This is a genomic window from Mycolicibacterium mageritense (assembly GCF_010727475.1).
In the GTDB taxonomy this organism is placed as follows: domain Bacteria; phylum Actinomycetota; class Actinomycetes; order Mycobacteriales; family Mycobacteriaceae; genus Mycobacterium; species Mycobacterium mageritense.
The window spans coordinates 6,990,660-7,002,809 of record NZ_AP022567.1 but is presented as its reverse complement, the minus strand read 5'-3'; the positions used below and the strand labels follow the sequence as shown (position 1 = coordinate 7,002,809).

The following is a 12,150-nucleotide window of genomic DNA, read 5'->3' as shown; positions in this document are numbered from 1 at the left end:
CAGGGAGATGGATGGGCCGCTGGCCGGCGCGCGGTCCGCGGAGCTGGAGCAGTCGCAAGACAGCCCGTGATGCAGGAATTCACCGCAGGCGGCACACCACACGTCGTAGTCGGTCTCACCGGCCGGCAGTACCGAGATCCGCGTAGCGCCACCGACATCCTCACTGTCAATGTCAGCCGGACGCCGGCCAGAGACATTGACGCCGAGGGCTTCCAGAATGGCTACGCTGCACCGCGGCGATCCACACGACTCGTGCAGATCTTCGGTTTGGCCGCCGCGGCTGATGGTGATGCTCTCTGCTGACACTGGGGAAAGCTCCGCTCTGGCCGGGGACAACCGCGCTCAGTCGTCCATGCATCGGTGAGCATGCGTCCCATGACCTGAATTCACCGTGCCGGACACGCAACACGCGGAAGGGCCGGATTCGGGTTCCCGTGTCGTAGGGCTGGTGACGCGCCGGAAACTTGCACACTGCGCGTAACCAGCGGTCGAACAGGTGGCCGGTCCCAGCGCAGGAGTCACACCGAAGATGCAGAGCACCACCGAGAAACTGGCCGAGGCACGGTCTTCGCTACACACCGCAGTAGCCGCCGCCGATGATCGCCACTACCGCCGCCAGCACGCACACCATGCCGCAACTCTCGCTGCGGACGTGACACTGTCGGCGGACGCTGATGTTGACCAGAGGCGCACAGCGAGTGTGTATCTGGATCAGGCGGTCGGAATGTGCCGCCAGGCCGGACAGTGCGCTGACCAGTGATGCACACCCCGATGCCGTGCGTTCGTGTCGCGCATTGCACGGTGCCGAGTTCCGTGTAGCTTTCCCGGCAATCGCCCCGGCCGTGGGGCGGGATCCTCGAAGCGAGACGGGCCGCGACCCCGCACCGCAACGTGGAGGTCAGCCCCCGCAGGGGCACATGGCGAACCCGCCCTGTTCACCGCGGTGTGGCTGGTGGTCGCGGCGCCGGATCCACTCCGCGGACTGCACAGGAGAGGTTTCTTCAACCATGGTTTCTCACCGACTCAAGGCCGACGCTCGCGCGTACATGGAACAGCACCCCGGGGTCAGCTACCAGGCAGCGTTGCGTGCTGTCACTGCACACACGCCGACGGGGGACGGTTCCGGCGGCAGGCCAGCACAGGAACCGTCCCTCGTCGGCGTGTGCGCAGTAGACCTCTTCGAAGCTCTGGGCATCGAAGACATCGCCACCCACGATTTCACCGAGGTGTGGGCACGCAACACGGCAACCGCTTCGCTGCGGGTGCCCTACTGCTATCGGCTCGAAAGCGGCGCAATGAACGCCGCGCTGGAACACCTCGATCTCACCGACGAGAGTCTGGGCGGAAGTGGTCCGCACCCCGTGCTCCAAGGACGCATCGAGAGTGGCGCAACGCACGCCGAGCTGGAATACCTCGATCTCACCGACGAGAGTCTGGGCGGAAACGGTCCGCACGTCGCGATTGAGGGGCGCACCGGAAGCGGGAAGTCACATTTTCTGAGCTCTCTCGTTTTGGGCCTTGCCGCCACCTATGCGCCCGACACCGTGAGCTTCGTCCTGGCCGACGGTAAGGGCGGCAGCACATTCGAGGGGCTCGACAAGCTGCCACACGTGGTTGCGGCGGTTTCTCACCTGGAGCACTTCCCGCCGCGTGTCCAGCGCCTCATCGACTTTATCGCGAGCGAGATGGATCGGCGGGCGCAGCTGATCTACACGCATTCAAAATGCGAGGACTTTGTCAGCTACACCGAACGGTCCATGCAGCGCGCGGGGTCGGAGTATCCGCGGTTGCCGCACTTGTTCATCGTGGTCGACGAGTTGCACGCAGCTGCGCGCAGCCACCCGCGCTTGGTGTCAGCACTTGGCCACCTGGCGCGCACCGGGCGGGCGTTGGGGATGCACCTGGTGGTCGGCGACCAGCCGTCTGACAGGAGGCTGGGCGATGAACTGTCCGAACAGCTGCGCACTCGGATCACGCTGCCGCTTGATGAACCACTACACCGCATACATGCAGAGACCGGCGGGACCGGACAGCCGAACAGCATGCTCACGCAGATTTCCTCACGGCTGTCCGCGCTCAGTGACTTCCGCGCGATGGACCAGTACCCGTTGTCTGACGAGGCCGCGCAACGCGGACGCATCGGTTTCGTCCGCGCCGAGATTGACTCCCTGATCGGCCAGGACGAGGTCAAAGAGCAGCTGCACGGCATCCTGACCGATGCGTCGGCAACCGCGGAACGCGTCCGCCGCGGGTTGCGTGTCTCACCGGTGCGCCCCAACTTCGTCTTCACTGGCGCTCCCGGCACGGGGAAGACCCATGCTGCCGAAATCCTGGCAGACACCTTGCACGCCGCCGGGGTCACAGAAACCTCGAAGGTGGTGTTCGCGTACCGCAACACGCTCGTTGGCAGATTCGAGGGTGAGACTTCGTCGAGAACATCCGCGGTGTTCGACAGTGCGCGCGGGGGTGTTCTCTTCGTCGACAGCGCTTACGAACTGGTCCAGGACCGCGGCGGCAGCGGCGACCCGTTCGGGCGCGAGGCGGTGGACACGCTCAGTCAGCGGATGCGAGACGGCGGGAACGACCCGGTGGTGGTCCTGTGCGGATACCCCGAGGAGATGCGGCGTTTCCTGGCACGCGAACAGAGCCTGGCCGGCCTGTTCAGCCGCCATGTCACGTTCACCTCGCCTTCGCCGGCTGAGCTGTGGAAGCACCTGGTGAAGTTCGCCGAGGATGGCGGCCACGTTCTCAGTAACTCCACCGAGGGTGCGTTCCAGCACATTGTCGAGGAGCTGGGCAAGGACAACGGTTACGGCGTGCGCCACATCGACCGGCTCGGCAATATCCGTTTCGCTCGCGGTGTGGTCGATGCGGCCGCCGGAATCGCGGCACAGCGGTTCGGACAAGTAGCGGATCTGTCTGAGCTGACCGACAGCGAACTGTTCACACTCACACGCGACGACATTGTGTGCGCGGCTGAACGCATCGTGGGATCGGCAGGAGTGGCCGTCGAGTGACACCGCCCGCGGTGGGTCGGTGCCCGGAACGAAAGCCGGCGCCGACCCGCAGCGGCCTCACGTCCACCACCAGTCGACATCGCGTCGAGCACGCAGGTCGGGGGTTCCCCGGGGTCGCCGACGGTCCGCCAGCGGGCCCTGCACGGTGCTCGGGAGCGACCGTTTTGAGGCCCCCGCTGGGCGTCTTGTCGGTGCGCGCCATCAGTCCCACCACCCGCCGGTGTACTCGCAGTAGCGGTGGGTCTGGCGGTTGTCGACGCGGTCCTCGTTGATCTCGCCGCGGCTGTTGGCCTGGCGCGTGAGGTCGCGCAGGATGGTCCGCTGCGCCGCCCGCTCGGCAGAGAACCAGGCGCGGCGAGCAGTCTGCCGATAGCCGGTGTCAGAGAACATTTTCCAGTGCGGAACAGGCTCACGCGCAGGTTCCCAGCGGCACACGGTGTCCGCGTATGTCCACGGGTCAGTAGGAAGGTCACACGCAGCGGTGACGTGCAGCCGCCGGATGCCGGTACACATGTGCGCCGCTCGCATGCCCGGGGCATCGTTGATCTGGACCCGCCAGGGACGGGTCTTGTCGGTCTTGGACAACGGATCTGTCCGCCTTTCGGCGGGCTACCGGCGACCTCCGTCCGGCCGCAGGGGAGGCAGCCGCACCTACAACGGGAGACCCATGACCGTGTCCTTCCATGCGTGTGCGCGAAGCCGCGCGGCGGCGGTGGCGAGCCGGACAGCGTAACCCGCGGTGCTAGAGATCCGGAAGGGGGTCCTCGCGAACTCCCGCGCCGAATTCGTAGGCGTGGGCGAGCAACAGGATGTACAGCTCATCGAGATGCCTGGCGCGGTCGTATGCCCGGTTGGTTACCTGCACGTACAGGGTGTAGATGTCGAACGGTTGGCCCTCGTCGAGATCGACTTTGGCCCCGCGAGCCCGGGCTTCTCCGCCGAGACGAGAGGCGGTCGCAAGCTCGGACCGCAGCCCGTCGACCCCACCGAGCAATACCTCGGCTCCCGCCTCCGCGAATAGGGCTTGGTAGTTCTGGTGCATCGTGCCTCAGCGTCCCGGGAACAGTTTCGCGGCGGCGGCATCGGCATCGGCCTGCGCAGCGGTCAATCCACCCTCATCGGTGAAACCGCTGTCGAGCACCTTGCCGCACGAGCCGTCCTGCACCGACCAGCGGTAGTGCGTCGGCTGCTCCTCGTCGTCCCACTGGTCGTAGTCGACGTAGGCGTAGATGCGGTCGAGACCGGACAACTCACGGGCATAGGTGGTCTGAGTGCCCGATGTGTGCTGCAGCTTCCACTCGTTCACAGGGCACCGCCGGCCAAAGTGGAAGCGGCATTCTCGGCGATGATCCGGTGCGCATTGCCGGTGGTGTCGAACCGGTGATACACCGGATGCCCGCCCACAGGCTGAACACGCAGCACCCAGGCTTCGGCGACGCCTACCAACTGTGCCTCCCGCAGGGGGTCACGTCCCCTAGACACCATCGTCTCGAGCTGCCCGCACAGCGGGGAACGCGGGTCCAGAGTCGTGATGATCTGCTCGATCGCTTGGTGGTCGCGCAGCGCGTTGAGCGAAATGACGGTTGTCGGCATGGCACCGATAGTGGCCACGACCGGTCCGATTTCCGTTGCGCGGCGCGGCAGCTGGGTTGGGGCGACGAGGGGGAATCGAACCCACCGACCTCCCGGACCACAACCGGGTGCTCTGCCGTCTGAGCTATCGCCGCCATGACGGTCCCCGAACAGGGGGACCGTCCGCTGAACGCGCGCCGCCTGTCCGCGACTGCGCGAGCGGAGCCACCCGCACCCAGCATCTCAGCTGAGCAGTTCCGCCAGCGGCCGTGAGCCGTGGCGATATGCGCGGAGGGCAGGGGGATCGAACCCCTACATGTCTATGCACCAACTGTTTTCAAGACAGCGCCCGTCGCCAGCCGTCGGGTGGGCCCTCCAATGTGACCGGCCCCCGCGGACCGATCCTCGTTGCTCCGGCGGGACTCGAACCCGCGACTTCCGCGTTATGAGCGCGGGGCTCTGCCAACTGAGCTACGGAGCGTTGCGGACACCCTCTGCAGAGTGGCCGAAAGTGGTTGCGGAGACAGGATTCGAACCTGCGACCTCTGGGTTATGGGCCCAGCGAGCTACCAAACTGCTCTACTCCGCGAAGCTGTTGCTTGCGCGCGTTGTACGCGCTCGGTGGCTACTCCGATCCAGTTGATCCACCGGCACGCGGTGATTCGCTTCCGCCACCTCCGGCCGGCGACCCGGCGGTGCCTTTCGCACCAGCAGAGTCACCGCGATGGCGCCCACCCGCAACTGCCGGTGAATCCGCAGCGGTCTTTCCGGACGCGTGCCGGCCCTGCGGTTTCGGCCGAGATTCGTCCTCGCCGGTATCGGTCGAGGACGAGGTGGAATCAGTGACGTCGAGCCTCGTCCGGGTGTCGTTGCTGCGCGAAGATTCAGTGGCCGAGCGTTTGCGTCCGGGGACGGCGACGGTGGATTCGTCACCGGGATCGGCGGCTTCGTCGGTTGACTCAAGGCCGCCGGTCGAAGTCTCGGGATCTGCTGCGGTGCTGTTCGCGGATTCGGGCTCAGCTTTGGTCACGTCGTCGCCGGTTTCATCATCTGTGACTGGCACGTCGTCTTCGTGGGGTTCCGCGACAACCGCGGTGTCCTCGACCGGATCGGCTTCGGTTACGTCGCCCGCGGATCCGACCACCGCCGGTGCGGAGACAGCGGACGCGGCTGAATTGCTGGCAGTGAGCGGTCCCGCATCGGCCACATCGACACCGTCCCGTGCCTGGTTAACAGACATGGGAGCTGACAGCTGAACGTCGGCGGTGACGAACGTGGACGCAGCTGCCTGGCGCAGCTGCGGTGCGGCAGCGGAGACGGCCGATCGGTGCGTCAACGAGCCCGGGTCCAGCACGGCGGCAACCGTATTGAAGCCGGCGGCAACGGCTGCGCCCACGGCGCGGACCGCCATATTGATTGCCCCGGCCACCGTGTGCGGCAGGTTCGCCACCAGCGACGGCAACCCTGCGGCGCGCATCAGCCCAGAAGCCAACGTTGCCGCGCCACCGTTGAATTTCGCGACCATCTCCGCGGCGGTCACAGACAGGTCGGCACCAGCGGTGAACGGAACCGACAGGAGCCCGGTACCGATGTCGGTGATGGCCCCCACGGTGCGCACGCCGGCGGCCACAACAGCTCCCAGTGCCTGGGTGTAGCTCGCAACGCTGAGCGGTTCGGAGCCGATGGCGCGAATGCTGCGCTGCAACGCGCCATCGCCGGTACCGTCTCCGAGCCACGCGTCTGCGATCTCACCCACACCATGGGTGATGTTGCCCAGCGTCCGCCCCGCGGCGTCGACCAGCGTTCCGGTCAACCCGTTGACGCCGGCGAGCGCAGCGCTGACCGGGGCCGTCACGATTCCCTGTATCGCTGTCAGGACACCATCAAGCAGCGCCACACCCGGCACGAGGCCCTTCGCGGCGCTGAGCGCCTCGTTGACGCCCCGCAGCAGGTTGTCGATCTGGGAGGTGACTCCCGTGGCGAGTGTCCCCACCGTGGAAAGTGCACCGCGGCCGACGCTGTTGACCAGACCCGCCCCATCGTGAAGGACCAGGCCGGCGACATCGAGCGGAACGTTGAGAAGACCTGTGTAGCTGGACAACGAGAGCGGGTTGTTGATGATGCTCGCGACGGCATGCAACGCCGTGCTCAAAGATCCTGTCAATGTCGATGCCAAGAGGGTGGTGACCTCACCGGTGGTGAGCACGATGGTGCCGCTGACATCAGCCACCGTGTCCGATAGGCGCGTCAGGCCACCCGAGGAGGTCGCGCGCAGTGCGCGCAGAAGATCGACGAGCGCGCGGTTATCGGTGGACCTGATCATGTTGTTCCACAGGTCGTTGTTCACCGCCACGGCGGAGTCGAGCACGGAGCTGAGGCTGTTCCCCGGCATCGCGACAACGGAGGTGACCGTAGAGGACACGGACGCGAGTGCCGAATTCAACCGCTCGACAAGGTCATCAATGTCTCGGGGGCTGACCAGCGCCGCGAGCTGAATCCGTGGTGCCGACAACGACGGCAACGTCGGGGCGGCGGTCGAGTGCAGCACGGCTGGGCTGACCAACAGCGGAGCAGCGGTGATCGCGGCTGCCGTGAGTGCAGTCGCAGCGGGCAGGTACGAACCGATCGAACGTTGCATGGGTGACTTCCTTGCCTGGGCGGGTGGGCAGTCTGTACCACGCAGTGAAAGAACATCGATGTGTGCGGCGCGACCTCCGTCACGCGCGGTCGCCAGTGCCAGTGGGCGATCTATTGAACGTGAGAACAGTTGTAGCGCTGCGAACGTCGCCGGTCGGGTGACGGGTGTGCACCGCATTTTCACGGCGGTTTGTCTACGCTTGCACGTCCCCCACCGGACGGTCGCTGCCCGCCATACCCGCACTTCGACAATCTGCGCGAGCAGAATATGGCGCTGCTGGAACCGCCGTACATCGTGTGTGTCGGCACCGGCGGTGATCGGAGGAAGCGACGTACACGCGCCGGGGACCAGGCGCTCGACCTTATCCGCGGCTTTTCTACTCATCGATCCGCGTGGGGCAGTTACCGTCGCGATGCACGCATAGTTCGCCGAACACGTTGTGCAGGCGATTTGCTCATTCTGATCCCCGGCGGCTTACTGGCTCTTGACCGTGTCGGTGGCCCTGACGACTAGGGTGGTTTTCTTCTCCAAAACGCGACGCTGCGGGCGCCGAAGTGGGCGCGCTATGCCACCTTCATGTAGAACGGCATCTCGATGACAGGCCACTGGTTGCGCCCGCAGGATCCGCTCGGTCCGATCGTCTTGTCGAACCCGGTGTACTCCCGGGCATCCGCGTCGTAGTGCCCGTTAGCGCCGACCGGGTAGATCATGTAGGTCTGCAGGCCCTCGACCGGGACGCCGTCGGCACAGTATCGCCAGTTGGGCACCTTGCGTTTGACGTACCAGAGACCGTTGGTCGTGTAGATCGGCGCACTCCAGCCGGCGTCGCTGTTCACTGTGCCGGTGCAGTCTGACGGGGAGACGCATTGCGTTGAGATGGTCCAGGTGCTGCGGGTGGGTGGCTGATCCTCGTAGCGCTGGTTGATCTTGGCCCAGTCACCGTTTGACGATGTGAGGAACGTTCCGTTGATCCCCCACAGCTGTTCGGCGCGCGCGGGCGGGGCACCGCCGAGCACAACGAGCATCGCGGACGCGACCACCGCCAACACCCTACCGGATGACATTGCTCCGCTCCCATTACTGATAGTGGCATTCTCGCTTTCGGAGAATATCACTGGCGGGCGATCCGGCTGGGCGTTTCGGCCGAGTACCCACCATGCATGGAGTAGCCACCTCGCGGCTGACGCGTTGCTCGACACGGTTGGTGCGGTTGCCACTCGTTTCAGTTGGGGCCACACCCGCTGGCCCCGAACGGATCGCCCGGTGCTCTGATCCGCTGAGCTGCAGGGGCAGTAGCGAAACCCCGTGCAGGTCGCCTCTCGTCTGGGGCCAGCGTCATGGAGACGCCTTCACCGGTGAAGGTCATCGAAGCCGGTGTTGACACGAGGTCTCGCTGCGCACAGCTTCACCGATGGAACCGAAGATCCCGCCGACGGCGCGCGACACGCGGAGGATGCGCCGCTATGGGGTGGCTTTCACGGCCTCGATCGCGGCTGCAGCGACCGGGTTGCTGGTCAGCAGAGACTGGCCGTGGCTGTTGAAAACCAGCCAGTCGTAGGTCGATTCGATCTTGCGGACATCGCGCACCGTGACGGCCACACTGTGCGAGGTGACCTCCCAGTGCGTCGGGTGAGTGGCAGTGACGACGGCGCTGGACATGTCGGTGACCGTAGGCCGGTGGTCGGCACCTCAGCCGTGCGCGGCGCGGTATCGAAATTTGTAGCGCCGACGGGAATCGAACCCGCGCCTCCCGAGGTGAAAACTCGGGTGCCTAGCCATCACAGCACGGCGCCATGGACGAGACCACGACCGTCGCCGCGACCTCTGGAACCCCGCCAACCCAGCGAGGTGTTGCGCGCCCGGCAGGACTCGAACCTGCGCGTAACCGCTTTGGAGACGGTTGCTCTGCCGCTGAGCTACGGACGCTTGCCCCGCGAGCGGGGTGGGTGTCGGAAAGGTGAGGGACGACTGTGCGCCGGGGACCGTCGGTAGCCCGCTAACGTGGGGCCGCATGGTCACTGTCGACGAGCTGTCTTGTGCCGCCATGGCAGCGCTGTACGCCCCACCGGAGGCCATCACAGAGGCGTCGCTGCTTTCGTGGCCGGCAAGTCCCGGTCTGTATGCGGTGTTCGGTGCGGATACCGTCTGGCACACGCTGGGACTCGGCGAAGCTCCAGACGCGCGTCCGCTCTACGCCGGGAAAGCCGAGCGATCGTTGTCCAGCCGAGATGTCGGCACCCACTTCGGTTTCGCCGGCGGGTCAACCAGCATCACCGGCAGCTCGACACTGCGCCGATCTTTGGCGGCACAACTGCGGTCGACGCTGGGTTTGCGAGGCCGCTACCGTAATCCGTCGATTCCGAAATATGCGTCGAATTACGGGTTATCCGCCGAGCACGACGAACTTCTCAGCACGTGGATGCGCGCCAACCTGCGCGCAACGTATTGGGTCCACCCCGCAACTGAGGTGCCGCTCGACGCGGTCGAAACCGCGGTACTCACAGTGCTGAAGCCACCGCTGAATCTCGACAAAGTCACCCACCGCTGGGGAAAATCGATCCGGGCTGCCAGGGCGGTGATGGCGGCCGACTGCCGACAGACCTGACTTCCTCCGCTGTGCGTGCCCCCAGCAGGGATCGAACCTGCGACATTCCGATTAAAAGTCGGAAGCTCTGCCAACTGAGCTATGGAGGCCAAGAGCCCACGCCGAGAATCGAACTCGGGACAACCTGCGCCGGAGGCAGGTGCTCTATCCGCTGAGCTACGCGGGCATGCGATCGGTCGGGGTGACACGATTCGAACGTGCGACTTCCCGCTCCCAAAGCGGGTGCTCTAAACCAAGCTGAGCTACACCCCGGTGTGCGCCGTTGAGGCCGGCGCGGTCCTGGTCGCGGTGGCCGGAATTGAACCGACACGTCCGAAGAGACGGCTTTACAGGCCGCTGAGCCCACCACCTGCTCAACACCGCGCTTGTAGTCCCCGAGGGATTCGAACCCCCGACATCCGCGTTGTAGGCGCGGCGCTCTCCCGCTGAGCTAGAGGACCGTTGCCGCCGGACACCGCCGGCCCCCGTGCACAGGGAAAGCGGCGATGCCAGCGAGTTGCGACCGTGACGGGACTTGAACCCGCGATCTCCGCCGTGACAGGGCGGCGAGGACTCCAGCTCCTCCACACAGCCATGAGGTGGTGTGCGCGGGACTCGAAACCCACACACGGCCCATGACGCGCCCGATTCGACACGCTGCGGACTCGAACCGCGTGCCCGCCTGGACACACCACCGTTGTGGATCCCCCGGGAATCGAACCCGGCACCTCCGTCTTATCAGGACGGTGCTCTAACCAACTGAGCTAGGAATCCGCGCGCACCGCTGAGCGATTCGCGTGATGACGTACCGCGAGAGGGATTCGAACCCCCGACCCCCTGATCCGTAATCAGGCGCTCTCTCCACTGAGCTACCGCGGCGTGACGATCCCCGCAACGGGACCGACGCACTTCACGCAGACAACCCGGAACGGCGCAGGTCGGCTTCCAAGTTGGCCACGGCACGGTGATCGCGAGTAGTGGCCGGCGCGATCACGATGTTCTGCTGTTTGTCCGGCGGAACGAACCGCCAATGCCCGCCGCTGGTCTTACAGACGTCCCATTGTTGCTCCTCGGCTGTCGAGATCAGCGCCTTGAGCCGTTTCTTGTAGTCGGATCCGCTCATAGCCGGCCACCCTGCGCGGGCAACGGTCCCCGGTCGGCACGCGGCGCGTACGGATACTCAGTCCTCGGCGGGGCCGATGAACTTCACCTGCGCCCACCATCCGGACTCGCGCAGCCGCTCCTGCAGCTCCGCGGAGATCAGCTCCTGCAGGTCGTCGTGGCGTGACAGATGCAGCCGCACAACACCGTCCGGAGCACCGGATGCGACATCACACTGCACCCATGGCCCAGCTGAGCACCGGAACGACGACAGACTCAGCGCTGCATCAAGGAATTCCGCAGGATCAGACCCACTGACAGTCGCGGTGTAGATGTCGCCGCCGCTGTCATCGCTCTCGGGCGGGTACCCGTTGCGGATGAGCAGCGGAATCCCGTGACGCATCGCGGCAATCGAGCGGTGCACTCCGTCTGCGACTCGCAGCCGTCGGCTCCACCAGCGATCGCGGCGGACGATGATCGGGCGCTCGAAGCCATCAACCAGCTCGGATGCCAGCTCGGCGATGCGGCGACGCTCATGCGGGTCCGCCAGCAGAATCGCCTCGGTGTCAGACCACCGTTCCTCGTGAGCAGGACGGACGTGGGCGCGGAACCACTCCGCATCAACCGCGCGGGTGCTGTGGCGCCGCATCACCTCCTCACCTCCCTGTTGTGTGGTCCCGGCCGGAATCGAACCGACTTCTCCTGGGCTTCAACCGGGCGCTTGAACCATGTCAGCTTCGGGACCATCTCACACCCTTACACGCGGGTGCAGGCGCAGGTGAGCATCGACAGCGACCATCACCTCACGGGTCACGCCGTGGCGCTCGTGCAGTTCCGGTACCAGTACCCGGCCGGACGTAACTGCTGGCAGGCACGCGTCATGCTCGCCGACCACATCGTCGAGTACCACGGCACGTTTGATCCGAGGATGCGCCTGCAGGTAGCGCAGCGCGCCGCGCACTTTCAGGCTGTGCCCGAAGCTGACCCGGTTCTCGTCGTGGCGAACCCATGGCAGCCCGTGCGGGAGGCCGAACCACTCGGCGTAGTCGTCGGCCTGGTCGTTCCAGGTGGTGTTCCACACCAGCGCGACGCCGCGATCATGCAGCGTGCACAGCCAGTCGACGACCTCGGTCACCGCGTGGATCGGATACCCGACTGTGCGGGTGCTCAGTGTCCAACCCGGTGCGGAGTCGGTGACATTCAGCGTGCCGTCGATGTCGAGAAACACGGCGTCCATG

13 protein-coding genes and 15 tRNA genes are annotated in these 12,150 nt (G+C 65.7%); 3 read left to right on the top strand and 25 right to left on the bottom strand.

All coding sequences use genetic code 11. The annotated features are described in order from the left end of the window. Window positions 1-69 precede the first annotated feature (69 nt). Together G6N67_RS33885 and G6N67_RS33880 are read left to right on the top strand one after the other, a co-directional pair. Window positions 70-303, top strand: coding sequence for a hypothetical protein (locus G6N67_RS33885; RefSeq protein ID WP_051579166.1), 234 nt, complete (start codon window positions 70-72; stop codon window positions 301-303). A 704-nt stretch (window positions 304-1,007) separates the two neighbouring features. Next, complete coding sequence (locus tag G6N67_RS33880; RefSeq protein ID WP_163642406.1) at window positions 1,008-3,017, top strand: FtsK/SpoIIIE domain-containing protein; 2,010 nt, start codon at window positions 1,008-1,010, stop codon at window positions 3,015-3,017. Between the two features lie 201 nt (window positions 3,018-3,218). On the opposite strand, the gene G6N67_RS33875 is transcribed toward G6N67_RS33880, so the two are convergent. The 13 genes from G6N67_RS33875 to G6N67_RS33815 form a co-directional block, all read right to left on the bottom strand. Next, window positions 3,219-3,602 (bottom strand): hypothetical protein, encoded by a 384-nt coding sequence (locus G6N67_RS33875; protein ID WP_036439595.1) that lies wholly within the window; start codon window positions 3,600-3,602, stop codon window positions 3,219-3,221. Between the two features lie 157 nt (window positions 3,603-3,759). Then, window positions 3,760-4,059, bottom strand: a complete 300-nt coding sequence (locus tag G6N67_RS33870; protein ID WP_036439597.1) for a hypothetical protein — start codon at window positions 4,057-4,059, stop codon at window positions 3,760-3,762. A gap of 6 nt (window positions 4,060-4,065) precedes the next feature. Beyond that, on the bottom strand, window positions 4,066-4,323 hold the full coding sequence (locus G6N67_RS33865) for a hypothetical protein (protein WP_036376680.1): 258 nt from the start codon (window positions 4,321-4,323) through the stop codon (window positions 4,066-4,068). Continuing rightward, window positions 4,320-4,610, bottom strand: a complete 291-nt coding sequence (locus G6N67_RS33860; RefSeq protein WP_062654573.1) for a hypothetical protein — start codon at window positions 4,608-4,610, stop codon at window positions 4,320-4,322. Before G6N67_RS33860 ends, G6N67_RS33865 begins: the two co-directional genes overlap by 4 nt. Window positions 4,611-4,667: 57 nt before the next feature. After that, window positions 4,668-4,744 (bottom strand) — tRNA-His (locus G6N67_RS33855). Between the two features lie 134 nt (window positions 4,745-4,878). Further along, window positions 4,879-4,966 (bottom strand) — tRNA-Ser (locus G6N67_RS33850). A gap of 31 nt (window positions 4,967-4,997) precedes the next feature. Next, window positions 4,998-5,070: transfer RNA gene (locus G6N67_RS33845), tRNA-Ile, on the bottom strand. Between the two features lie 31 nt (window positions 5,071-5,101). Then, a tRNA-Met gene (locus G6N67_RS33840) sits at window positions 5,102-5,178 on the bottom strand. Window positions 5,179-5,214: 36 nt separating this feature from the next. After that, window positions 5,215-7,227 (bottom strand): hypothetical protein, encoded by a 2,013-nt coding sequence (locus G6N67_RS33835; RefSeq protein WP_036439601.1) that lies wholly within the window; start codon window positions 7,225-7,227, stop codon window positions 5,215-5,217. A 563-nt stretch (window positions 7,228-7,790) separates the two neighbouring features. Further along, complete coding sequence (locus G6N67_RS33830) at window positions 7,791-8,291, bottom strand: Rv2253/PknI dimerization domain-containing protein (protein WP_036376689.1); 501 nt, start codon at window positions 8,289-8,291, stop codon at window positions 7,791-7,793. A gap of 397 nt (window positions 8,292-8,688) precedes the next feature. Then, on the bottom strand, window positions 8,689-8,886 hold the full coding sequence (locus G6N67_RS33825) for a hypothetical protein (RefSeq protein WP_036439603.1): 198 nt from the start codon (window positions 8,884-8,886) through the stop codon (window positions 8,689-8,691). 61 nt (window positions 8,887-8,947) lie between these two features. After that, window positions 8,948-9,020, bottom strand: a tRNA-Glu gene (locus G6N67_RS33820). Window positions 9,021-9,081: 61 nt separating this feature from the next. Then, a tRNA-Trp gene (locus G6N67_RS33815) sits at window positions 9,082-9,153 on the bottom strand. Between the two features lie 85 nt (window positions 9,154-9,238). On the opposite strand from G6N67_RS33815, the gene G6N67_RS33810 reads away from it, so the two are divergent. After that, window positions 9,239-9,832 (top strand): GIY-YIG nuclease family protein, encoded by a 594-nt coding sequence (locus tag G6N67_RS33810; RefSeq protein WP_036439605.1) that lies wholly within the window; start codon window positions 9,239-9,241, stop codon window positions 9,830-9,832. Window positions 9,833-9,848: 16 nt separating this feature from the next. Here G6N67_RS33810 and G6N67_RS33805 read toward each other — a convergent pair. The 12 genes from G6N67_RS33805 to G6N67_RS33750 form a co-directional block, all read right to left on the bottom strand. Then, window positions 9,849-9,921, bottom strand: a tRNA-Lys gene (locus G6N67_RS33805). A gap of 4 nt (window positions 9,922-9,925) precedes the next feature. Continuing rightward, window positions 9,926-9,998: transfer RNA gene (locus tag G6N67_RS33800), tRNA-Arg, on the bottom strand. 10 nt (window positions 9,999-10,008) lie between these two features. Then, a tRNA-Pro gene (locus tag G6N67_RS33795) sits at window positions 10,009-10,084 on the bottom strand. 28 nt (window positions 10,085-10,112) lie between these two features. Continuing rightward, a tRNA-Tyr gene (locus tag G6N67_RS33790) sits at window positions 10,113-10,196 on the bottom strand. Between the two features lie 4 nt (window positions 10,197-10,200). Next, a tRNA-Val gene (locus G6N67_RS33785) sits at window positions 10,201-10,272 on the bottom strand. A 59-nt stretch (window positions 10,273-10,331) separates the two neighbouring features. Then, window positions 10,332-10,405, bottom strand: a tRNA-Asp gene (locus G6N67_RS33780). Between the two features lie 106 nt (window positions 10,406-10,511). Beyond that, window positions 10,512-10,585 (bottom strand) — tRNA-Ile (locus G6N67_RS33775). A 32-nt stretch (window positions 10,586-10,617) separates the two neighbouring features. Beyond that, window positions 10,618-10,690 (bottom strand) — tRNA-Arg (locus G6N67_RS33770). A gap of 31 nt (window positions 10,691-10,721) precedes the next feature. Next, the gene (locus tag G6N67_RS33765) at window positions 10,722-10,934 is read right to left on the bottom strand and encodes a hypothetical protein (RefSeq protein WP_036376698.1); all 213 of its coding nucleotides are present in this window, start codon (window positions 10,932-10,934) and stop codon (window positions 10,722-10,724) included. A 57-nt stretch (window positions 10,935-10,991) separates the two neighbouring features. Then, window positions 10,992-11,561 carry a ParB N-terminal domain-containing protein gene (locus G6N67_RS33760; RefSeq protein ID WP_062654571.1) on the bottom strand — a complete coding sequence of 190 codons (570 nt, stop codon included), beginning with the start codon at window positions 11,559-11,561 and terminating at the stop codon, window positions 10,992-10,994. Between the two features lie 23 nt (window positions 11,562-11,584). Continuing rightward, window positions 11,585-11,657: transfer RNA gene (locus tag G6N67_RS33755), tRNA-Phe, on the bottom strand. 3 nt (window positions 11,658-11,660) lie between these two features. Further along, on the bottom strand, window positions 11,661-12,149 hold the full coding sequence (locus G6N67_RS33750; RefSeq protein ID WP_036439609.1) for an HAD domain-containing protein: 489 nt from the start codon (window positions 12,147-12,149) through the stop codon (window positions 11,661-11,663). Window position 12,150 lies beyond the last annotated feature (1 nt).